This is a genomic window from Shinella sp. CPCC 101442, from assembly GCF_024704725.1.
GTDB lineage: Bacteria > Pseudomonadota > Alphaproteobacteria > Rhizobiales > Rhizobiaceae > Shinella.
In genome coordinates this window covers 102,167-124,015 of sequence record NZ_JALIQS010000001.1, presented here as the reverse complement: position 1 = coordinate 124,015, position 21,849 = coordinate 102,167, and the positions used below count along the sequence as shown (strand labels likewise).

Here is a 21,849-nt window from a genome sequence, read left to right as displayed (position 1 = left end):
GCATGATGCACGAGAAAATCCTGCGGATCGGCCTTGTGGCGGCTGGGCTTCTTCTGGCCGCCTGCTCCGATCAGAATGGTGCAAACGCCCCGGCGGGCGGTACCATGCCTGCGACCGAGGTGGGCTTCGTGGTTCTCAAGGCGCAATCCGTGCCGCGTTATGCCCAGCTCTCCGGCCGCGTCGTGGCGCATGCCACGGCGGAAATCCGCCCGCAGATCGACGGCATCATCGAGAGCATCGATTTTCGCGAGGGGCGGCAGATGAAGGCCGGAGACCTCCTTTTCAAAGTGCGCGATGCCAAGTTCAGCGCGGCCTATGCGGCGGCGGCGGCCGTGCTGTCGCGTGCCGAGGCGACGGAACAATCCGCCCAAGCTACGTTCGCCCGGAACGAGCGGCTGCAATCGCAGAGCGCGGTGAGCCAGCAGGTGCTGGACGAAGCGAAGGCGGCGCTGTTGCAGGCGAAGGCCGATGTGGAATCGGCCAAGGCCAGCCTGGAGGCGGCGCGGATCGATCTCGACAACACGACAATCAAGGCGCCCATCGACGGGATCATCGGCACGGCCAGCGTCAGCGTCGGTTCGCTTGTCACCCAGAACCAGACGGATGCGCTGGCGACGATCCGCCAGATCAACCCCGTTAATGTCGATCTCGTCGATACCAGCGCCAACCTCCTGCGGATCCGGCAGGATGTCGAGGCCGGGCGACTCGGACGCGAGGGCGAGGGGGCGCCGAGCGTCAAGCTGACCCTCGAGAACGGCGCAGAGTACAAGCAAACCGGCACGATCTCGCTGGCGACGGTCAATGTCAGCGAAAGCACCGGCACCTTTACGCTGCGTGCGAGCTTCCCCAATCCCGAATACATCCTGCTGCCGGGCATGTTCGTGCGCGCTTCCGTCGATCTCGGTACCATGCCGAACGCCTTTCTGGTGCCCCAGCGCGCCGTGCAGCGCAGCGGCACGGGCGATCCCATCGCCTATGTCGTCTCCGCTGACAGCAAGGTGGAGCAACGCACGCTTTCCACCGGCGGAACGAGCGGCAACGATTGGATCGTCACGGAGGGGGTGAAGGACGGAGACCGCCTGATCGTCGATGGGTTCCAGAAGATTTCCGCTGGCGCCAGCGTGACGCCGGTGGAAGCGACGATCGATGAGGATGGTGTTGTCGAGCAATCCCTGGCAGCCCCGGCCGTTGCCGGCGATGCGTCGGGAGACGCGAAATGACCGAAGGCCTCCGGCGCAACGCCCTGGCGAGCTTCTTCATCGCTCGCCCTGTCTTTGCCATCGTGCTTGCGATCGCGACCCTGCTTTCCGGGGTGATGGGCATCTATTCGCTCTCGATCTCGCAATATCCCGATGTCGCACCCGTCACGGTCCGGATCAGCGCGAGTTATTCCGGCGCCACGGCGGAAGCGGTCGAAAATTCCGTCACCACCAAGATCGAAAGCGTGCTCACCGGCCTTGAAGGCCTGCTCTACATGGAATCCACGTCGAATACCGGCTCGGCGTCCATCTCGCTCACCTTTGCCAGCGGCACGGATCCGGAACTGGCGCAGGTGGAGGTGCAAAACAAGCTGGCGCGCGTCGAATCCCAGCTTCCCGAGGCCGTGCAGGATGCCGGCGTCAGCGTTTCCCGTTCGCCCTCCGGCATCCTGATGATCGGCAACATCATCTCGCGCGACGGCCGCTACACTTCTTCGGAACTTTCCGACATCATGTCGAGCAGCATCGAGGAGCGCATCGAACGTCTCGACGGTGTCGGTTCCGTGCAGTCCTTCGGCAGCGGTTATGCCATGCGCATCTGGCTCGATCCCGACCAGATGCAGAAATACCAGCTGGTGCCCTCCGACGTCACCACGGCCATCAAGGCGCAGAACGCGCAGGTCGCCGCCGGGTCCATCGGCTCGACGCCCGTGGTGCGCGGCCAGCAGCTCAAGGCCAGTATCGTCGCGCAGACGCAAATGACGTCGGCCGACGAATTCAAGAAGATCATCCTCAAGACGGCGACCGACGGTTCGGTTGTGCGCCTCGGTGATGTCGCCCGCGTGGAAATCGGCCTCGAGAGCTATGGCCAGAGTTCGACCTTCAACGCCATGCCGGCGGCGGGCTTCGGCGTTCAGCTCGCAAGTGGCGCGAATGCGATCACGACCGCGAACGCCGTGCATGCGGAACTCGACAGCCTTGCCGGCTCGCTACCCGAGGGCGTGGAGATCGCCTATTCCTACGAGACGACGCCGTTCGTCGAACTATCGATCGAAAAGGTCGTGGAGACGCTGATCGAGGCGATCGTGCTGGTCTTCCTCGTGCTCCTGCTCTTCCTGCAGAACCTGCGCGCGACGATCATTCCCATGATTGCCGTACCCGTCGTGCTGCTCGGCACGTTCGGCGTGCTCGCAGCACTCGGCTATTCCATCAACATGCTCACCATGTTCGCCATGGTGCTGGCCATCGGCCTCCTCGTCGACGATGCGATCGTGGTGGTGGAGAATGTCGAGCGCGTCATGTCGGAGGAGGGGCTTTCCGCCCGCGAGGCGACGGAAAAGTCGATGGGAGAGATCACCGGCGCGCTGATCGGCGTGGCGCTCGTCCTCACGGCGGTCTTCATTCCCATGGCCTTCTTCTCGGGGTCGGTCGGCGTCATCTACCGGCAGTTCTCCGTCACCATCGCCAGCGCCATGCTGCTCTCCGTTCTCGTCGCCATCATCCTGACGCCGGCGCTTTGCGCGATGCTTCTCAAGCCCACCCATGGCGGGCTGGCGGCGCGTGTCTTCGGCGGTTTCAACCGGGGTTTTGAGAAGACGACGCGTGGCTATGTCAGTGTGGTTGCCGGCATGCTCCTGCGGCCGCTGCGCATGCTCGTGCTGTTTGCGACGCTGCTCGGCGGCGCCTGGTGGGTCTATACGCAATTGCCGACCTCCTTCCTGCCGGAAGAGGACCAGGGCGTGCTGATGACGCAGATCACGCTTCCGGCCGGCGCCAACGCGGCCCGTACCCAGGCCGTGATCGACATGGTCGAAAGCTACTTCCTCACCAAGGAGAAGGATGCCGTGCAAAGCGTCTTCATGACGCTCGGCTTCGGCTTCGGTGGCAGCGGCGAAAATGCCGCGATGGCCTTCGTGCGGCTCAAGGATTTCGACCAGCGCACGGATACGGCACTCTCCGCCTCCGCTATCTCGCAGCGCGCCACGGCGCATTTCCGCAAGATCCGCGATGCCGAGGTTTTCGTGCTTTCGCCACCGGCCATCCAGGGGCTTGGCCAGAGCAACGGCTTTTCTCTTTATCTGGAAGACACCGGCAACAACGGCCGGGAGGCGCTGACGGCGGCCAGCAACCAGCTGGCCGATCTGGCGCAGACGGACGACACGGTCGGCAATGTGCGGGGCAACACCCGCACGCTGGAGAGCCAGCTGAAGATCGAGATCGACCAGGAAAAGGCAGGCGCCCTCGGCGTCGATCTCAGCGGCATCAACGGACTGATCTCCACCGCTTTTGCCGGCAGCAACGTCAACGACTTCGTCTATAACGGCGAGATCAAGCCCGTCTACGTGCAGGCCGATGCGCCGTTCCGCATGCAGCCGGAGGATATCAATCGCTGGTATGCCCGCAACGGCAACGGCGAGATGGTGCCGTTCTCCGCCTTCGCCACAACGAAGTGGATCCAGGGTTCGCCCTCGCTTGCCCGTTTCAACGGAACGCCGGCCATCTCCATGAATGGTGCGGCTCAGCCCGGTGCCAGTTCCGGCGATGCGATGGACCGTATGGAAGCGCTCGTCGCCGATCTCGACGGGGGCTACAGCGCGGCCTGGTCCGGCCTTTCCTATCAGGAGCGGCTCGCAGGTTCGCAGGAGGCGATGCTCTATGCCGTCTCCATGCTGGTCGTCTTCCTCTGCCTAGCGGCACTTTACGAAAGCTGGTCCATCCCGCTTTCCGTCATCCTCGCTGTGCCGGTGGGCGTGCTCGGCGCGCTGGTTGCCGCCTGGCTGTTCGGCCAGTCGAACGACGTCTATTTCAAGGTCGGCTTGCTGACGACGATCGGCCTGACGGCCAAGAATGCCATCCTGATCGTCGAGTTCGCCAAGGATCTGCGCGATCAGGGAAAAAGCATCGTCGATGCCGTCCTGGAAGCCGCGCGCATGCGCCTGCGGCCCATCGTCATGACGTCGCTCGCCTTCGTGCTCGGTGTCCTGCCGTTGGCCTTTGCAACCGGCGCCAGCTCGGCGGCGCAGAACGCCATCGGCATCGGCGTGATGGGCGGCATGATCGCCGCGACCGTACTCGGCATCTTCTTCGTACCGCTGCTCTTCGTGGTCATTACGAAACGGCGAGCCTGATCGTCACGAAACCCCCAAAAGCAAAACGCCCCGCAAATGCGGGGCGTTTCTGTTCCAGCGATCGAAGGAAGCCTTAAGCGGCCTGACGGTTTTCCACGTCGGTCGGGACCGTGGCGATCGTCTTCAGGATCTGCGAAGCGATCTGGTAGGGGTCGCCCTGCGAGTTCGGACGGCGGTCTTCCAGATAGCCCTTGTAGTCGTTGTTGACGAAGCTGTGCGGTACGCGGATCGAGGCACCGCGGTCGGCCACACCATAGCTGAACTGGTGGATCGAGGCGGTCTCGTGCTTGCCGGTGAGGCGCATGTGGTTGTCCGGGCCGTAAACGGCGATGTGGTCGGCGCGGGCTTCGGCGAACGCGTCCATCAGGTCTTCGAAATAGGCCTTGCCGCCGACTTCGCGCATGTATTCGGTCGAGAAGTTGGCATGCATGCCCGAGCCGTTCCAGTCGGTGTCGCCGAGCGGCTTGCAGTGATATTCGACGTCGATGCCGTACTTCTCGGTCAGGCGCTGCAGCAGGTAGCGGGCAAGCCAGATCTCGTCGGCGGCCTTGCGCGAACCCTTGCCGAACACCTGGAATTCCCACTGGCCCTTGGCGACTTCGGCGTTGATGCCTTCATGGTTGATGCCGGCAGCCAGGCAGATGTCGAGATGTTCCTCGACGATCTTGCGGGCGAGACCGCCGACATTGCTGAAGCCGACGCCGCAGTAATACGGGCCCTGCGGAGCGGGGAAGCCGGCATCCGGGAAGCCGAGCGGGCGGCCGTTCTGGTAGAAGAAGTATTCCTGCTCGAAGCCGAACCAGGCGCCGTCGTCGTCGAGGATCGAGGCGCGCGTGTTGGACGCATGCGGCGTCTTGGCGTCGGGCATCATGACTTCGCAGAGCACGAGAACGCCATTCTTGCGCTCCGGGTCGGGATAGACCGCGGCGGGTTTCAGCACGCAATCGGAGCTCGAGCCTTCGGCCTGCAGGGTGGAGGAGCCGTCGAAGCCCCAGAGCGGGAGCTGGTCGAGCGTCGGGAAAGCGTCGAATTCCTTGATCAGGGTCTTGCCGCGCAGGTTCGGGGTGGGCTTGTAGCCATCGAGCCAGATGTATTCGAGCTTAAACTTAGTCATTTCGTTCTCTCACGTGACGCTGGTTCCAAGACCGCCGGGCATCCTCTCCGACAGTCACTGAGCTGTCATATGCATGTGCCGTGCCAGTTTGAGATTGGCGTAAAAACCGGCCGAATTTTCGCCTTTGCCGTGCCAGTCGATGTCTTGCGGGAGTTGTTTCGCGCAAGGAAGAGGCGGACTGCTCAAAAAATAGGCGACACGTTGTGAGAGAACAGGCAGAGCGGCACAGGCACCTGGCAAAGATCAAGCTTTCCCTCGAACCGTTTGCGAATCTGCGCTAAATTAGCGACCTGCCCGCCCGCCGTACCGGTGACGCGCTTGCAGACGGGAGGTGATGATGGATCATGTCCGCAACTTCGCGCCCGCCCCGGCGCAAGAGGGGATCGTCGCCTCAAGCGTCTACGCGGCCGGCCGGCGCATTGCCGATATTCCCATCGAGGAGGCCGGCGCCTGGGCGGCGAAGGAAGGGCATGTCGTCTGGATCGGCCTGCTGGAGCCGAGCCGCGAGCTTCTGCTGCGCGTGCAGGCGCAGTTCAGTCTGCATGATCTGGCCATCGAAGACGCAGAACACCCGCACCAGCGCCCCAAGCTGGAGCAATATGGCGATGCGCTGTTCATCGTGGCGCGCACAGCGCAGTTGATCGAACGCCGCGTCATCTTCGGCGAAACGCATCTCTTTGTCGGCAAGGGCTATATCGTCAGCGTGCGGCACGGTCCCTCGACCTCCTATGCCACCGTCCGCCAGCATTGGGAGAGCTGCCCGCATTCGCTGGCGAAGGGCGAGGACTTCGTGCTCTATGCCATCCTCGATTTTATCGTCGACAATTACATGCCGGTGCTGGAGCAGCTCGAATACGAGGTCGAGGAAATCGAGGACAAGGTGCTCCTCAAGCCGATGACGGGGCCGGAGATCGAACGGCTTTACATGATGCGGCGCGACCTTCTGCGCCTGCGCAACGCCGCACTGCCGCTGGTGGAAGTGTGCCGCCGTCTGACGAGTTCCGACCTGCCGCAAATTCAGGCAGCCTTGCATCCGCTGTTTCGCGATGTGACCGATCATATCCGCACGGTGCAGGAAAAGATCGACAGCCTGCGCGAGGTGCTGGCCTTCGCCTTCGAGGCGAGCCTTCTGGTCGGCCAGAGCCAGGAAACGGCGATTTCCAAGAAGCTCGCCTCCTGGGCGGCGATCCTCGCCGTGCCGACAGCGCTTGCCGGCATCTACGGAATGAATTTCAACGATATGCCGGAGCTGCGGATGGCGTACGGCTATCCGATGGTGCTCACCGCCATCATAGCGACCTGCACCTTCCTCTATTGGAGGTTTCGCAAGAACGGCTGGTTGTGAGGGTGATCATTCTCGCCGAAGCGGAGTGCTCCGGCGAGACGGTGGTTTTCCCTAGAACTCGTCCCACCCCGCTTCGACAGCCGGAGCGGCTGCTGCACCACCGAAGGCGCTCGCGATCCTGCCGACCATGCGCCGTGCCGGTGAAGGGACGTGGCGCGAAGCTGTATTCGCTGCCGCGATCGGGGCCCTTGCAGGTGCCGAAGCTTGGCTGGATACCGCAGCGACCTGGAACTGGCCGACGAGCTGGCGCAGCCGTTCGGCTTCCGTGGCGAGCGAGGCGCTGGCGGCCGTCGACTGTTCGACCATGGCGGCATTCTGCTGCGTCGTCTGGTCCATCTGGTTGACGGCGGCGTTGACCTCGGCAAGGCCGATCGATTGTTCGCGCGCCGAGGTGGCGATGGCGTTCAGCTGGCCGTTGATATCGTTGACATGCTGGCCGATGATCTTCAGCGCATCGCCGGTTTCCGTCACAAGGCGCACGCCGCCTTGGACTTCCGTGGCCGAATGACGGATCAACTCCTTGATTTCTTTCGCCGCCTGGGCGGAACGTTGGGCAAGCTCGCGCACCTCCTGGGCGACGACCGCAAACCCCTTGCCGGCTTCGCCGGCACGCGCCGCTTCCACGCCGGCATTCAACGCCAGCAGGTTGGTCTGGAAGGCGATTTCGTCGATGACGCCGATGATGTTGGAAATCTGGCGCGAGGATTCCTCGATGCGCTGCATGGCCGATACGGCGTCCGAGACGACCTTGGTGGACAGGTCGGCCGAGCCCGTGGCTTCCAGGGCCTTCGCCCGCGCCTCTTCGGCGCGCTTGGAGGAATTGGAAACATTGGCGGTGATCTCGTCGAGGGCCGCGGCGGTCTCTTCGAGGGCTGCGGCCTGCTGTTCTGTGCGACGTGACAGATCGTTGGCGGCCTGGCTGAGTTCCCGAGAGCCGCTGTCGATGGAGCCGGTGGCTTCGGAAACAGATTGCAACGCGGTGCGCAACTGGCCGACGGCGGCGTTGAAATCCTGGCGAAGCGCCTCGAACTCCGGGGCAAAGGATTGCGTCAGCTCGCAGCCGAGATCGCCGTCGGCCATGCGCTTCAGCCCTCTCGCAAGGCCGTCGGTCGCCTCAGCCATGGCTGCGGCGCGCCCGCGATCGATCTCGGCGCTGCGTGCGCGCTCGGCTTCCGCCGCGCCGCGCTGGGCTTCGGACGAGGCTTCGAGTGCGCGGGTGCGCAGGCCGTTGTCCTTGAAGACCTGTACGGCGCGGGCCATGCTGCCCACTTCGTCACGGCGTTCGGTTTCGGCAATCGCAACGTCGAGATCGCCATTGGCGAGCGTGGTCATGGTGCCGGCAAGCGCGTTGAGCGGTCGGGCGATCCAGGCGCGCACGGCGAAGAACCCTGCGACGAGCATCACGGCAAGGCCGATGATGACGGCCAGGACCGTCGTGAGGATGGTTGTTCGCGTGGCTTCCACCAGGGTCGTCTGACGGGTTTCGGTGGCTGTGGTGATCTTGCCGATCTCATCGGTTATGGCGGCGATGACGGCGGTGAAGGCCGGTTTGCAGGATGTGGCGAAGTCATCGTGTGTACGCTTGATCGAGCCCTCGTCGAGCGCGGCGGTGGCGGCCGTTACGACGGCGGCGCAATGGCCGTTCAGCGCGTCGAGCGCTGCAACCTTGATCGCGTTGATCCGCTCGTTGCCGGGTGCTGCGGCAATCGCCGTGTCCATCTGCTTGGTGAAGAAGCCTTCGCTCAATTTTATGTCCGCGGCGGCCGCTGTTGTCTCCTCCGGCGTGCGCGCCATCAGCAGGTCTGCGATGGCGGAGCGGATGGAAACGAGACTGCGGCTTGCCCGGGCCAACATCAGTGTCGCGGCGGAATCTTCGTCCAGCAGCGAGGAATAGGACGTATCGATGAAGGCGATGCGCCAGGTGCTGTAGGCTGTCACGCCAGCAACAAACAAACCAAAGGCGCAGAGGATGACGAGGAACTTGCCGATAACAGGAATATTGCGCATGGCGGCGGCCTAAGCTGGAGAAACTGCTCCTTTGGTAGGCGGTGACCGTTAGATTTCGCTTAAATTTTTACCCCTCAATCGGCAAGGCAGTTTTCACACTTTGGCATCAATAAGCATCAGCGAATAAAGATCAGGCCCATGCCGAGGATGACGAGAGCGGCACCCGCCCACGCGCCGGCAGCGGGGCGTTCACCGGTCCGCAGCCACAGCATCGGCAGGATAATGGCGGGCGAGGTGGCCGAGAGCGTCGAGACGATGCCGACCTTGCCGCCCGAAAGCGCGAACAGCAGCAGCGTCATGCCGATGGCAAGAGCCGTAACGCCGGTAAGCGCGGTCATAGCAAGGACCTTTGGTGTCAACGGCCCTTTCGGCTTGACGGAGGCTATGGGTAGCTGCGCCATCACGCTGAGGCAGGCGGCCGCGACGCCGACGCGCAGCAGCGAGGCGACGAAAGGGTCGAGGCCGGTTTCCATGACCGGACGCGCGATGATCGAACCGATGGCCTGGCCTGTTGCCGCACCAAGGCCCAGCAGCACGCCGACCGAGAGCGGCCCCTTGATCGTCTCCCATTCGTGCATCTGTGCCCGGCGCTTGCCGAAGATGATGGCGAGGAAGACGCCCGATGCCGTCAGTGCGATGCCCGCGAGGGCGAGGGGCGGCAGCGCCTCGTCCAGCACCAGCCAGCCGAGCAGCGCCGCGATCGGCGCGTTCAGCGCGAAGAGAATGCCGGAACGGCGCGGTCCCAGCCGGTTGAGCGCGGAAAAAAGCAGGGTGTCGCCGATGAAAATGCCGATGAAGCCCGAAAGCAGCAGAGGACCGACCGTCGCCATATCCAGCTCGCGCCATGTTCCCGTGACGATCACGTAGATCGTCAGCAGCCCCGTGACGAAAATCTGGCGAACGCGGTTGAAGGTCGGCGCGCCGAGATGACCGGCAGGGCCTGCCGAGATCAGCCCCGTCAGGGCCCAGCAGGTCGCGGCGCCGAGCGCGGCAAGTTCATGAATTGGCATTGCAGTCCGATCGGTAGGCAGCCCGGAAGCGGCGTTCCGTCCGCTCCGTTAAAGCGCGATCGAGCGGCTTTCGTCCAGAGCCGCAACGCTGGATCAACAGGCTTCTGTTGCGTGGCGAGATCGTCAGTTCACCATGAAGCGGGAGCTGAAGGGAAGGCTCGCAGCGCCGACGGCTTTCGGGGCCGCGGAGGTCCTGCCCACGACGGCGTTCACCGAGGGGATTTCCTGCCGAATGAGCATGCAGAGTGCGGCACAGATATCGGCGGGAACGAAGGACGAGAGAACGACGGTCTTCAGTTCGATGAATTGCAGCAGCGATTGGGTGAGCTGAACGAGGCTTTCCGCGCAGGCCTGCTGCCAGGTGGCAAGCTGTGGCCCCATGGACGGCCAGGCGTGATCCTGGCCCCAAAGTTTTTCCGCAGCCGCATCACCCGGCGGCAAGGCGCGTTCCAGCGCGAGCACGCCGACATCGTAGCTCAGGGGAGAGTTGCCGTTGTAGATCTGGTGGTTGAGCACGAGCCGCCCGTGCAGCCGGGCGCCGAGATAGAAGAACAGGAAGTCCTGCAGTTGCCGCGCCGTGCCGAACAGGCTTTCGCCGCCGGCCGCGGCCGTGATGTCGTTCTGCACGAAGACGGGAAGGCCAAGCTCGGCCTCCAGATAGCGGTGCAGAACGTCATGGTCCGGCCCGGAGCGGATCGGCGGGGTGGGCAGAGCCAGGCCGACGCCGGCGATGCGCGTCTGCCGGCTTTGCGAAAGTCCCGCGATCGCCTGGTGGATTTCGAGCGCCAGCGCTTCCGGTGCATCGAACGTATCGGCGGTCTTGTGCGGCATCACGCGCTGATGCTGCACATTGCCGATGAAATCGACGACGACGATATGGGTATTGCGATAGCCGACGCTGACCCCGACGGAATAGGCGCCTTCGGAATTGAGCATCAGCGGCGTGGTCGGCGGGCCGACACGGCCCTTCTGCGCCTCGCCGCGCACGACCAGGCCTTCCTGTTCGAGCGAGCGCACGATGACGGAGATGGTCTGGGCCGAAAGGCCGGTCTTCTCGCCGATTTCGAGACGGGTCGTCGCCTCGTTTTGCAGGAGCAGCGAGAGGACGAGACGTTCGTTGTGGCTGCGCACGCTCAACGAATTGAGGCCGCTGGCGCGGTCGGCGATGCGAAGCGGGTTGGGCGGCGCGAAACGCATATCAGGCAAGGCGGCGATCCTTCCCTGAAAGGGTGATGATCCGGCGGCAGAGATTACGCATCGGCCCACCCGATCGCCAGAACCTCCTGCGCAAGCGCTTCGCCGAGCTGGCGATGCGCCGCCTCGTCGATATGGAAACCATCGGCTGGCGAGCATTGGCAGACCGTGCCGGCATCGAAGAAATGCGCTTCCAGCGAATCCGCCATGATCTCGAACTCCAGCGCAAGCTTGCGGGATTTTTCCTGCGCGCCGGAGAAGATCGATTCCCACTCGCGAAGATCGTCCAGCATCGGCGGCGGGGCGACGATCATGATTTCCGGATCGTGCCCGGCGGGGCCGGGCGAAAGCTCGCGGATATCGTGCACGAGGCAGCCTATGCCCATGGCGACCTCCGATGGCGGCATGTTGAAGCGCCGCTTCAGGTCGTTGGTGCCGAGCATGATGATGATGAGGTCGAGCGGCGTGTGGCTTTGCAGGCAGGGGCGCAGATAGGTGCGGCCGTTCTTCAGCGCGCCCTCGATCGGGTCGTCATGAACCGTCGTGCGACCGCTCAACCCCTCTTCGATGATCTGCCAGCCCGGGCCGAGCAGGCCTTCCAGGACACCACCCCACCGCTGTTCGCGGCGATAGCGTTCAAGCGGCCCCCGACCGGGAATCTGGCCGTGCGTGTTGGAATCCCCGAAGCATAGAACGGTTCGCGCCACTGTCTCCTCCACCGGGCCGCATGCCCGCTTTTCGGGTTGAGACTTCGCATCCGGAGGGGCGATTTGCAAGGATGGTCGATTATTCATTCAGTCTGAATAACTATTGACAGCCGAAAGCGCCAGTGGTTTTGTGTCGGTCGGAGGAGAGTTTCAGGTCGTTTCAAAGGCTGTGCACGAGCACCGGACATGCGTCACGGGCTGTCGATGCCGCATGTCTTCCGGCCGACCTTCCCCCTTGTGGACGCCAGCTTTTGGAGGAGAAGTATGAGCAGCATCATCAAGAAAATAGGCCTGTCGGTTCTGTTGGCCGGTGTGGTCTTCGCTACGAACGGTTTTGCGCAGGAGGCGCCGCTGCTCGAGGGCGTCACGATCCGTGCGGAGAACAACCCGACGGTGGAAGAGGGCAAGTACAAGAAGGACGCGCCCTGGGTCATCGGCATGAGCAGTTTTGGCGTCAACGCCAACACCTGGACCGTGCAGGTGGCGCATGAGGCGCAGGCCGCTGCCGACCGCGACAAGCGCATCACCAAGTTCGTTCTGCTCGATGCCGGTTTCGACCAGAAAAAGCAGGTCGCCGACATCGAGGACCTGATCGCGCAGAAGGTGGATGCGATCATCGTCCAGCCGGTGACGTCGACCTCCGCCAATGCCAGCATCGAGAAGGCCATCGCGGCGGGTATCCCGGTCGTGCTGCACACCGGCCGCATCGAATCCGAGGCCTATACGACGGAAATCCAGGGCGGCGCCGAGCATTTCGGCAAGGTCATGGGCGATTTCCTCGTCAAGGAACTCGGCGGCAAGGGCAACATCTGGGTGCTGCGTGGTCTTGCCGGCCATCCGGAAGATACCAACCGCTACAATGGTCTCAAGCAGTCGCTTGAAGGCAGCGAGATCAAGATCACCGCCGAGGAGCACGGCGACTGGCAGTATGACAAGGCCAAGAAGGTCTGCGAGACGCTTTACCTCAACGACCCGAATGTCGCCGGCATCTGGTCGTCGGGCGCGGACATGACGCGCGCCTGCGTCGACGTCTTCAAGCAGTTCGGCGCCGCCATCCCGCCGATATCCGGCGAGGGCAACAACGGCTTCTTCGGCCAGTGGATCGCCGACGGCTTCAAGTCGGTCTCGTCGGAATACAGCCCCGCGCAGGGCGCTGCCGGCATCCGCGCTGCGGTCGCTCTTCTGGAAGGCAAGGCGCTCCACAAGCACTACGACTACAACCCGCCGGGCTGGGATATCGAGAAGGTCAAGAAATACTACCGCGACGACCTGTCGGCCAATGTCTGGTGGCCGTCGGAACTCTCTGAAGAACAGCTCAAAGAGTTCTACGCCAAGCAGTAGGCGGATCGTTACGGGAGGCGGACATCTGCCTGCCTCCCGTTGTCCGGTAGGGGAAATCCATGTCGCATCTCATTGAAATGACCGGAATCTCAAAAGCGTTCGGCGGCAGCGTCGCGCTGCGTGGCGTGTCGCTGGCGCTGGCTCCGGGCACCGTACACGCGCTGATGGGCGAAAACGGTGCCGGCAAATCGACGCTGATGAAGATCCTTGCCGGCGTGCACCAGCCTGACAGCGGCGAGATTCTTCGCGCTGGCCGGGCCGTCAGCTTCGCCAACCCGCGCGCAGCACTTGAAGCCGGCATATCCACGGTGTTCCAGGAACTGTCGCTGCTGCCCAATATGACGATTGCGGAAAACATGTTCCTGGGCCGCGAACCGATCGGTCGCCTTGGTGGCATCGACCGGCGGCGCATGCGCGACGAGACAAAGGGCGCGCTCGCCCGCCTCGGCCTGACGCTCGATCCCGACACGCTGGTGTCGGAACTTTCCATCGCCGAACGCCAGTTTGTCGAGATCGCCCACGGTATCGATGCGGACGCCGATGTCTTCATCCTCGACGAACCGACGGCCGCGCTGAATGCCGCCGATGTCGAGGTTCTCAACCGGCATATCCGGACATTGCGCGACACCGGCAAGGCCATCGTCTACATCTCCCACCGCATGGACGAGATCTTTGCCATCTGCGACGTGGTGACGGTGCTGAAGGATGGCCAGCGGGTCGGCACCCGACCGCTCTCGGAGATGACGCCGGCCTCGCTGATCGCGATGATGGTCGGGCGAGAGCTGGAAGATCTTTTTCCCGAGCGCGGTGAAGGCGAGGGTGCCGCGGCGCTCTCCGTGTCGGGGCTTCGGCTTCGGATGGATTCCAAACCCTTCTCCTTCACGGTGAAGAAGGGAGAGATCGTCGGTTTTGCCGGGCTCGAAGGGCAGGGCCAGCAGAAGGCGCTGCGAGCGCTGGTCGGTCAGTTCGCGCCGGCCGAAGGAACGGTCTCCCGGCGCGGAGAGACCATCAGGCTTCCCGTGTCGAAGGAAAGCGGCGTGCGGCGCTGGCAGGCGCTCGGCGGAGCCTTCGTGCCGGAGGATCGCAAGGACGAGGGCCTGTTCCTCGGCCATTCCGTTGGCCAGAACATCGTCACGGCGCTGCATGCCGCTCGACCGGCGCTGAAGGCGGCGAAACGCTACGGTGCCGTCGTCGCCGAGACCATGCGCCGGCTGAACGTCAAGGCGTCCGGACCGTCAGCCGCGGTCGGCGCGCTCTCCGGCGGCAATCAGCAGAAGGTGCTGCTCGGCCGCTATCTGGCGACCGATGCCGACCTTCTTCTGATCGAGGAACCGACGCGCGGCGTCGATGTTGGCGCCAAGGCGGAAATCTATCGCATCCTGCGCGATTTCGCGAAGGCGGGTGGCGCCGTGCTGCTGCTGTCGCGGGAAACGGTGGAGCTCATTGGCCTCTGCGATCGCCTCTATGTGATCCACGGCAACACGATCGTATCGGAAATGCGGGCTTCGGATGCGACCGAGCACGGCATTCTCGACGCGGCGCTCAGCGCATGACGGATTGGAAAGCCTGATGAACCCTTCTTCCACCTTCGGAAAACTGCTCACCGGCCGCGGCAGCCGGCAAGGCCTCTGGCTACTGCCGCTCATCATCGCGCTTGCCATGGTGTTGTGGCTCGCGGTCGCCACCAGCCAGTTCGCTCAATGGAGCAATCTTGCCAATCTCGTCGCGCAGGGAATGCCACTGCTGATTACGGCAGTCGGGCAGATGTTCGTCGTGCTCGTCGGCGGGCTGGATCTGTCCATCGGCTCCGTCGTCAGCTTTACGACGGCGATCCTCGCGCTCGATTTGCCGGGCTACGTTACCATCCCCAGCGTCTTTCTGCTCGCCGGGCTGATCGGCGCGACCAACGGCTACTGTGTCACGCGGCTCAACGTGCATCCGATCGTCGCCACGCTCTCCATGCAATATGTCGTGCTCGGCATCACGCGCGTGCTGCGCCCGGTTTCGGGGGGCGCGGTGCCGGATGGCGTGCGCTGGCTGGTCGAGGGCTCGATCTTCGGCCTGCCGCTGCCGGTCTTCTGGGGCATCGTCACGATCCTCGTCGCCTGGAAGCTGCTCTACGGCTCGCGCTACGGCCTGCATCTCTTCGCGATCGGCGGCGGTGTAGCTTCCGGCTCTGACGATGCCGCGCGCAATTTCGGCATCCCGGCCAGCCGCAACATCCTGCTGGCCTACGTCGTCTGCTCGCTGTTCGCCGCGCTTGCCGGCGTGTTCCTGGCGGGGCGCATCGTCTCGGGCGATCCGAATGTCGGCCTGCTGATGGAACTCGATGCGATCACAGCGGTCGCGATCGGCGGCACGCAGCTATCGGGCGGCGTCGGCAGCCTGCATGGCACGGTCATTGGTGTCGCGGTGCTGGCTCTGCTCTCCAACGGCATGAACCTGCTCAACGTCACGCCTTTCGTCCAGACGGCGATCAAGGGCATCCTGCTCATGGCCGTCGTCGCGCTCCAGTCGCGCAAAAAGATCGGACTCTGATCATGTCGGCTCTCGTCAACTCGTCCCTGTTCCGGCGCATTTCCAGGGTTCCGCCATCCTACTACCTGCTCGTCGCGCTGCTGGTGATCCTCTTCGTGACGCGCCCGCAGATGCTGAACGCCAATGTGCTCGGCGTCTTCGTGCGGCAGGTCGTGCCGCTCGGCATTCTCGTGCTCGGGCAGCTGCTGGTGATGCGGGTAAAGTCGATCGACCTCTCGGGCGGCGGCGTCATCCTTCTCATCAATTACTGCATTTCGTCCGGCATGTTCCCCGGCGCCTCGCTCGGCTTCTACATCGTGCTGGCGCTGGCGACGGGCCTTGCCATCGGCCTCTTCAACGGCGTGATGGTGGCCAAGCGTCGGGTTTCTGCGGTCATCGTCACGCTGGCGCTTTCCATCGTCCTGGTGGGTTTCGTGCAATACCTGTCGAGCGGCAAGCCGCCGGGCGATGTGCCGAAAATCTTCGCGGACCTATTCAATACCCGTTTTGCCGGGCTGCCGAGCCCTGTCCTGTTCTGGATCGCGCTCACGGCACTGATGGCACTGCTCCTGTCGCAGACCGTCTTCGGCCGCTTTGTCGCCGCAGTCGGCGAAAGCATGCCGGCCGCGCATTTTTCCGGCGTGCCGGTCGAGCGCACAGTCATCCTTGCCCACACGATTGCCGGCCTGATGGCCGCGATTGCCGCACTCGTGCAGACGGCCTCCATCGCCGTCGGGAGCGTGCGCGTCGGGCTCGATCTGCCGATCCTGTCGGTCGCCGCGACCATTCTCGGCGGCGTGGTGTTCGGGCGCGGCGAGGGTGGCGTCTGGGGGCCGTTCTTCGGCGTGCTCTGCTTCGCCTTCCTCTTCGTCGTGATGACGATGTTCGGCGTGGGCGATGCGGGGAAACTCGTCGCCCAGGGGCTGATCATCCTGTTCGCCGCCATCTTTTACGGCCTTCGCGCCGGCAAGTGACATCAACAGCCATTCAAGGAGGACTAAATGGCCGAAAAGCGCTCAATCCTGTGCTTTGGAGATTCTTTGACCTGGGGCTGGATTCCCGTGAAGGAATCCGCGCCCACGCTGCGCTACCCCTATGAGCAGCGCTGGACCGGAGCCATGGCCGCACGGCTTGGCGAGGGATACCATATCATCGAGGAGGGTCTCAGCGCCCGTACCACCAGCCTCGACGACCCGAACGACGCTCGGTTGAACGGCAGCGCCTATCTTCCTTCGGCGCTCGCCAGCCACCTGCCGCTCGATCTCGTCATCCTCATGCTCGGCACGAACGACACGAAGTCCTATTTCCACCGCACGCCCTATGAGATCGCCAATGGCATGGGCAAGCTGGTCGGACAGGTTCTGACGTCGGCGGGCGGTGTCGGCACGCCCTATCCGGCGCCCAAAGTGCTGGTCGTTGCCCCGCCGCCGCTCGCGCCGATGCCTGATCCGTGGTTCGAAGGCATGTTCGGCGGTGGCTATGAGAAGTCGAAAGAGCTTTCCGGCCTCTACAAGGCACTCGCCGATTTCACCAAGGTCGAGTTTCTCGCCGCCGGCGACCACGTCGCCACCGACGGCGTCGACGGCATCCATTTTTCCGCCGAAACCAACATCAAGCTCGGACACGCCATCGCGGACAAGGTCGTGGCACTGTTCTGAGCGAAGCCACTCCGGTGCCTCCCTTGCCGGAGTGGCATTCTTCTAGCCGGCGATTGCGTCGAGTTCCGCCACGGCATCGGCCGGCAGGACGATGTCGGCCACGGTGAGATTTTCCTGAAGGTGGATCCGCGACGAGGTGCCGGGAATCAGCAGGATGTTGGGCGCGCGTTGCAGAAGCCAGGCAAGCGCCACCTGCATCGGCGTGTGTTCGAGCCGGCCGGCGACGGCAGATAGCGTCGAGGATTGCAGCGGCGAGAAGCCGCCGAGCGGGAAGAAGGGCACATAGGCCGTCCCCTCTGCCGCCAGTTGACCGATCAGCGCATCGTCGTTGCGATGGGCGAGGTTGTACTGGTTCTGCACGCAGACGATATCAGCGATCTTGCGCCCGTCGGCGATCTGCCTGGCCGTCACGTTCGACAGGCCGATATGCCGGATGAGGCCCTGGCGCTGCAGATCGGCCAGCACCGAGAGCGGCTCTTCCAGCGATCCCTCAGCTGGGCCATGCACGTCGAACATGGCGCGCAGGTTGACGACATCGATGACGTCGAGGCCGAGATTGCGCAGGTTGTCGTGCACCGCTTCGGTCAAGGCTTCCTTCGAGAAGGCCGGGTTCCACGAAGCATCGGCCCCGCGCGTCGCACCGACCTTGGTGACGATCGTAAGGTTGTCCGCATAGGGATGCAGCGCCTCGCGGATGATCTGGTTGGTGACATGGGGGCCGTAGAAATCGCTCGTGTCGATATGATCGACACCATTTTCGACGGCCGCGCGCAGCACCGCGACGGCTTCCGCGCGGTCTCTCGGCGGGCCGAAGACGCCTTTGCCGGCGAGCTGCATGGCGCCGTAGCCCAAGCGCTTCACCTGACGGTCGCCAAGCGTGAAGACACCGGATTTTTCAAGATTGGGCATGATCCATCTCCTTTGATTGCGAGGCTGGAGATAGGGCTGTTTCAGCGTCATGATAATTGGCTATAATCCGTATGGGCCGTTCGGATTTTCGGACAGTGATCGAGGCGATGATGAGCAGCAAACCCGACATGGAAGATCTTGGCGCCTTCCTCGCCGTTGCCCGCGCCGGCGGTTTTCGCGAGGCGGCGCGGATTGGCGGGGCCAGCGCCTCCGTCCTCAGCGACGCGGTGCGGCGGTTGGAAACCCGGTTGGGCGTGCGCCTTCTCAACCGCACCACGCGCAGCGTCGTGCCGACGGAGGCGGGACGCGGTCTCCTGGAACGGCTCGCCCCGGCCTTCGGTGAAATCGATGCCGCACTCGCCTCCGTGAAGGATACGCTGGGTCGCCCGGCCGGTAGGTTGAAACTCAATGTTCCCGTCAGTGCCGCCAGGCTGGTTCTGCCGCGCATCGTACCGCCCTTTCTGGCGGCTTACCCGGATATCCGGCTGGAAATCATGACCGACGAAAATTTCGTCGATATCGTCACCGCCGGCTGCGATGCCGGCATCCGCTACGACGAACGACTGGAGCAGGACATGATCGCCGTACCGATCGGCCCGCGCCTGCAGCGTTTTGCAAGTGGAGCTTCGCCCGCCTATCTGGCTGCCCATGGCAAGCCGGAGCATCCGCGAGACCTGTTGGCGCACACCTGTATCCGCGGCCGTTTTGCCGGCCGGGCCATCACGCCCTGGGAATTCGAGCGTGACGGCGAGCTGGTGCGCGTCGATCCGCCGGTCGCACTCGTCGTGCAGGCTGGCGGCGGTTCGGATCTCGGCGTCGCCGCCGCGATTGCAGGCACGGGGGTCGTGTCCCTCTTCGAGGACTGGCTGCGACCGTATTTCGAAAGCGGTGCGCTGGAACCGGTGCTCGAACCCTGGTGGCAAAGCTTTTCCGGCCCGTTTCTCTATTATCCCGGCCGCAGGCTTGTGCCGGCGCCCTTGCGCGCGTTTATCGATTTCATAAAGGCTCTTCCCGAGGACTGAGTATCCGGATCGGTTTTTCCTTCATCGGCCTGTGCGTTGCGCCTATCGTGATCGCGAAGAATCACCAGGCGGACGACGATGGCAGAAAGACGATATGGCGAGGCACCGCCGAAGACCGATGTCACCATTGCCGGCGCGGACTGGTATGGCCGACAGATCGAGCGCGAGCGCCATGAGAAGACGCTGTTCGCCGATCTCGACATGAGCGAGGCGCAGACGCTCGGCGTGGTCTTCCACGAATGTATCTTCCGCCGTGCCCGCTTCAATGCCTCGTCGCATCAGGCGAGCGCCTTCGTCAATTGCACCTTCATTTCCTGTCGGTTCTTCGACAGCCGTTTCACCGAATGCAAGCTGGTCGGCAGCATGTTCGATGCCTGTGATTTCGACCAGATGCAGGTTTCGGGCGGCGACTGGTCCTTTACCGGCTTGCCGGGCGCCGTACTCGGTCGCGCCGTCTTCAAGGGCGCGCGCCTGCGCGAAGCCGATCTCACGGGCGCCTTCTGCAAAGGCGGCTCGATGTGCGACGTCGATCTCTCCGGTGCGTGGCTACACGGCGCGGACTTCACCGCCTGCGATCTCCGGGGCAGCGACCTCAGCGCCATCGACCCGGTCAATGTCCACCTGAAGGATGCGATCATCACGATCGACCAGACGATCGTCATCGCCGAGGCTTTTGGTTTTGACGTGCGATTGAAGTGATTCTTCGCGGGTAAAATCCGTCTTGCCGCCTGCTGGCGCTGGCGTGCCAAGCGGCGTGAGGCGCCCCTCGGCAAAGGCCCGCACGAGCGACGTGAGCAGTGTCACCGCCCGGGCGAGCACGTCGATATCGTGCCCTTGCGCGGCAAGCCGCTCGATCGCCACCGCCTGCCAGCGACGCGGTTTTTCACGCGGGATGATGCCATCATAGGTGGATTGGATTCGAGTAAGCGCTTCTTTTGGGAGATCGGAACGCTGGGCTGTCTTCCCTGCTCGCGGAGCTTCGCAGGAAAAGTGTGAAGAATCGCCTTTCGACGACGCCCATGGGTGTGGCTACCGTTCCGAGGTCTCAAAGAAAGGGCGTAACGGCGATCGGCAGGGCCACGACGATGATCAGGCTGAAAAACACGGCGGAAGCCAGCTTCAGGCGGTTGCGCTTTCGGGTCGACTCGCCGGTCCAATCATACGCCATACTCTTCCCCTCATAGGCACGCTTGTCGCGATTGCATTCGCGAGCAGGCAAATCTGTCTCCAACGTGGCGTCATGGCAACCCCTGAAATCTTGAGGCTCACCGTCCGCAACAGGAATGCTTGTTTCGCACGGCTCCGAAGAAGCCCTGCACCATCGATGCGCAGCCGTCTGCGCGACGTTCCCCGTCTCCCGGCAGCGCTGCAGCGCTTCCTGCAGGATGCGGCGGGCGCGGTATGCGCTGAGCGGAGCAGGCTGGTTCGCGCGGCGGGCCTGTTCGAGACGCCTGTCTATGTTGCGGATCGCGCGCGCCAGGCGTTCGATGGGCGGCAGTTCTGGCAAGGGCGGGCGGAAGCGTCGCAGGGGCATGTTCATTTCCTCGAATCGGCCCCGTCATGGAGCCGTGCAGACCGTAGCGGGCTCGCCGCTCGATCCAAGGTACTCATGATTGCGAGGTGCATTGCAGTCGATAAAGTCTCATCAGCCGCCTGAAAATTTGAATCGAATGCGAGATATCGGCCTGCCGCCGACGTCGCGCGATGCAACCATGCCTCTTTTCGAGACGTCACGAGCAATGCCGGAACCCGGCAGGGCGATTGCGCCTTGACCTGTCGAGAAGGAATGAAGGCAGAAAAATGGAAGCAGGCCGCGAAACTGAAATCCGCCGCCGTGGCATCGCCTGGACGGAAGCGTGATGATACGCACCGTGATGGCCGACCTATGCGTGCGTCCGCGTTATGGAGCGGATATCATCCGGTGATGCGCTTCAGTACCCGGTCCAGCGCCAGCCTCAACGCATCCGAGCCACCCTCGTTGTCGAAGTCCCGGAAGACCTGCTCGTTGAGGCCGCCTTTGGTCGCAAATTCGTGGCTCATTTCCATGAATGCGGTTTCCTTGCTGCCCCGCAGGGCCGTGTCGGAGAGGCTGGCGAAGAGGGGCGCGAGATAGGCGCGGGCTTTTTCTTCCGGCAGGCCGTTTTCCGAAAGCCATTGCGTCGTGCGGTGCATGATACCGAAATAGGTGGCCATCAGGGCGCTTGCAGCGGCAAGCAGGTCGTACTCCGCCCGTGTCTCACACTCGACGGCATTGCCGAGCACATTGAAGATGGCGGCCGTATCCGCGTCGGCCGGATAGACGGCGGTGACGCCCTTGCGGCGCGCGACGAAGGGCAGGGGAACCGCCTGCGAAAGGCGCACATCCGCGCCGATCCAGTCGAGAAGCGCCTCGCGGCTCATCGCAGCGACGACGCTGATCACCCTCTGCCCGTCGCGGAACTGCAGGGGACGGATGACTTCCTCGGCAATCTGCGGACGGATGGCCAGCATGACGGTGTCGCAGCCATCGACGATCGCCTGGTTGTCGCCGGAGACGAGAACCTGCGGATAATCGGCGGCGAGCGCGGCCGAGATATCCGTGCTGCGCTGCGAGACCATGACATGCGGCACGGCAGCGGGCTTGGTGAGCAGGCCGCGCACCATGGCGTCGGTGATGGTTCCGGTTCCGATAAAACCGATTTTCTGGGGGAGGGACATG

At 63.6% G+C, this 21,849-nt stretch carries 18 protein-coding genes; 10 read left to right on the top strand and 8 right to left on the bottom strand.

Annotation, left to right across the window (positions count from 1 at the left end; genetic code table 11):
* The first annotated feature begins 2 nt into the window (after positions 1–2).
* Entirely contained in the window at positions 3–1,220 is a 1,218-nt protein-coding gene (locus tag MUO32_RS00615) for an efflux RND transporter periplasmic adaptor subunit (protein WP_257946302.1), read from the top strand.
* Positions 1,221–1,243: 23 nt separating this feature from the next.
* Positions 1,244–4,327 (top strand): efflux RND transporter permease subunit, encoded by a 3,084-nt coding sequence (locus tag MUO32_RS00610; RefSeq protein WP_257947136.1) that lies wholly within the window; start codon positions 1,244–1,246, stop codon positions 4,325–4,327.
* Positions 4,328–4,400: 73 nt separating this feature from the next.
* On the opposite strand, the gene MUO32_RS00605 is transcribed toward MUO32_RS00610, so the two are convergent.
* Positions 4,401–5,441 (bottom strand): glutamine synthetase beta-grasp domain-containing protein, encoded by a 1,041-nt coding sequence (locus tag MUO32_RS00605; RefSeq protein ID WP_257946301.1) that lies wholly within the window; start codon positions 5,439–5,441, stop codon positions 4,401–4,403.
* A 337-nt stretch (positions 5,442–5,778) separates the two neighbouring features.
* Between MUO32_RS00605 and MUO32_RS00600 the strand changes: the two genes are divergently transcribed.
* The gene (locus tag MUO32_RS00600; protein ID WP_257946300.1) at positions 5,779–6,786 is read left to right on the top strand and encodes a magnesium and cobalt transport protein CorA; all 1,008 of its coding nucleotides are present in this window, start codon (positions 5,779–5,781) and stop codon (positions 6,784–6,786) included.
* A 51-nt stretch (positions 6,787–6,837) separates the two neighbouring features.
* On the opposite strand, the gene MUO32_RS00595 is transcribed toward MUO32_RS00600, so the two are convergent.
* The 4 genes from MUO32_RS00595 to MUO32_RS00580 form a co-directional block, all read right to left on the bottom strand.
* Positions 6,838–8,793 (bottom strand): methyl-accepting chemotaxis protein, encoded by a 1,956-nt coding sequence (locus MUO32_RS00595; protein WP_257946299.1) that lies wholly within the window; start codon positions 8,791–8,793, stop codon positions 6,838–6,840.
* Between the two features lie 116 nt (positions 8,794–8,909).
* On the bottom strand, positions 8,910–9,803 hold the full coding sequence (locus MUO32_RS00590) for a DMT family transporter (protein WP_257946298.1): 894 nt from the start codon (positions 9,801–9,803) through the stop codon (positions 8,910–8,912).
* Between the two features lie 123 nt (positions 9,804–9,926).
* Complete coding sequence (locus MUO32_RS00585; RefSeq protein WP_257947135.1) at positions 9,927–11,000, bottom strand: ROK family transcriptional regulator; 1,074 nt, start codon at positions 10,998–11,000, stop codon at positions 9,927–9,929.
* A gap of 53 nt (positions 11,001–11,053) precedes the next feature.
* Positions 11,054–11,704 (bottom strand): SGNH/GDSL hydrolase family protein, encoded by a 651-nt coding sequence (locus MUO32_RS00580; RefSeq protein WP_257946297.1) that lies wholly within the window; start codon positions 11,702–11,704, stop codon positions 11,054–11,056.
* 264 nt (positions 11,705–11,968) lie between these two features.
* On the opposite strand from MUO32_RS00580, the gene MUO32_RS00575 reads away from it, so the two are divergent.
* Genes MUO32_RS00575 through MUO32_RS00555 form a run of 5 tightly spaced genes read left to right on the top strand, consistent with a single transcriptional unit; the run spans position 11,969 to position 17,220 of the window.
* The gene (locus tag MUO32_RS00575; protein ID WP_257946296.1) at positions 11,969–13,045 is read left to right on the top strand and encodes an ABC transporter substrate-binding protein; all 1,077 of its coding nucleotides are present in this window, start codon (positions 11,969–11,971) and stop codon (positions 13,043–13,045) included.
* 59 nt (positions 13,046–13,104) lie between these two features.
* Positions 13,105–14,598: a sugar ABC transporter ATP-binding protein gene (locus MUO32_RS00570; RefSeq protein WP_257946295.1), complete on the top strand. Its 1,494-nt coding sequence runs from the start codon at positions 13,105–13,107 to the stop codon at positions 14,596–14,598.
* A 13-nt stretch (positions 14,599–14,611) separates the two neighbouring features.
* Positions 14,612–15,583, top strand: a complete 972-nt coding sequence (locus MUO32_RS00565; RefSeq protein WP_308311252.1) for an ABC transporter permease — start codon at positions 14,612–14,614, stop codon at positions 15,581–15,583.
* Between the two features lie 2 nt (positions 15,584–15,585).
* Complete coding sequence (locus MUO32_RS00560) at positions 15,586–16,536, top strand: ABC transporter permease (protein WP_257946293.1); 951 nt, start codon at positions 15,586–15,588, stop codon at positions 16,534–16,536.
* A 27-nt stretch (positions 16,537–16,563) separates the two neighbouring features.
* Positions 16,564–17,220: an SGNH/GDSL hydrolase family protein gene (locus MUO32_RS00555; protein ID WP_257946292.1), complete on the top strand. Its 657-nt coding sequence runs from the start codon at positions 16,564–16,566 to the stop codon at positions 17,218–17,220.
* Positions 17,221–17,262: 42 nt separating this feature from the next.
* Here the strand turns inward: MUO32_RS00555 and MUO32_RS00550 are convergent, their stop codons facing one another.
* Complete coding sequence (locus MUO32_RS00550) at positions 17,263–18,129, bottom strand: aldo/keto reductase family oxidoreductase (protein WP_257946291.1); 867 nt, start codon at positions 18,127–18,129, stop codon at positions 17,263–17,265.
* Between the two features lie 110 nt (positions 18,130–18,239).
* On the opposite strand from MUO32_RS00550, the gene MUO32_RS00545 reads away from it, so the two are divergent.
* The gene (locus MUO32_RS00545; RefSeq protein ID WP_374708572.1) at positions 18,240–19,151 is read left to right on the top strand and encodes a LysR family transcriptional regulator; all 912 of its coding nucleotides are present in this window, start codon (positions 18,240–18,242) and stop codon (positions 19,149–19,151) included.
* Positions 19,152–19,229: 78 nt separating this feature from the next.
* The gene (locus tag MUO32_RS00540; protein WP_257946289.1) at positions 19,230–19,850 is read left to right on the top strand and encodes a pentapeptide repeat-containing protein; all 621 of its coding nucleotides are present in this window, start codon (positions 19,230–19,232) and stop codon (positions 19,848–19,850) included.
* Between the two features lie 346 nt (positions 19,851–20,196).
* Here MUO32_RS00540 and MUO32_RS00535 read toward each other — a convergent pair whose 3' ends face one another.
* Together MUO32_RS00535 and MUO32_RS00530 are read right to left on the bottom strand one after the other, a co-directional pair.
* Positions 20,197–20,685, bottom strand: coding sequence for a hypothetical protein (locus MUO32_RS00535; protein ID WP_257946288.1), 489 nt, complete (start codon positions 20,683–20,685; stop codon positions 20,197–20,199).
* A gap of 380 nt (positions 20,686–21,065) precedes the next feature.
* Positions 21,066–21,848: a pyrroline-5-carboxylate reductase gene (locus tag MUO32_RS00530; protein ID WP_257946287.1), complete on the bottom strand. Its 783-nt coding sequence runs from the start codon at positions 21,846–21,848 to the stop codon at positions 21,066–21,068.
* Position 21,849 lies beyond the last annotated feature (1 nt).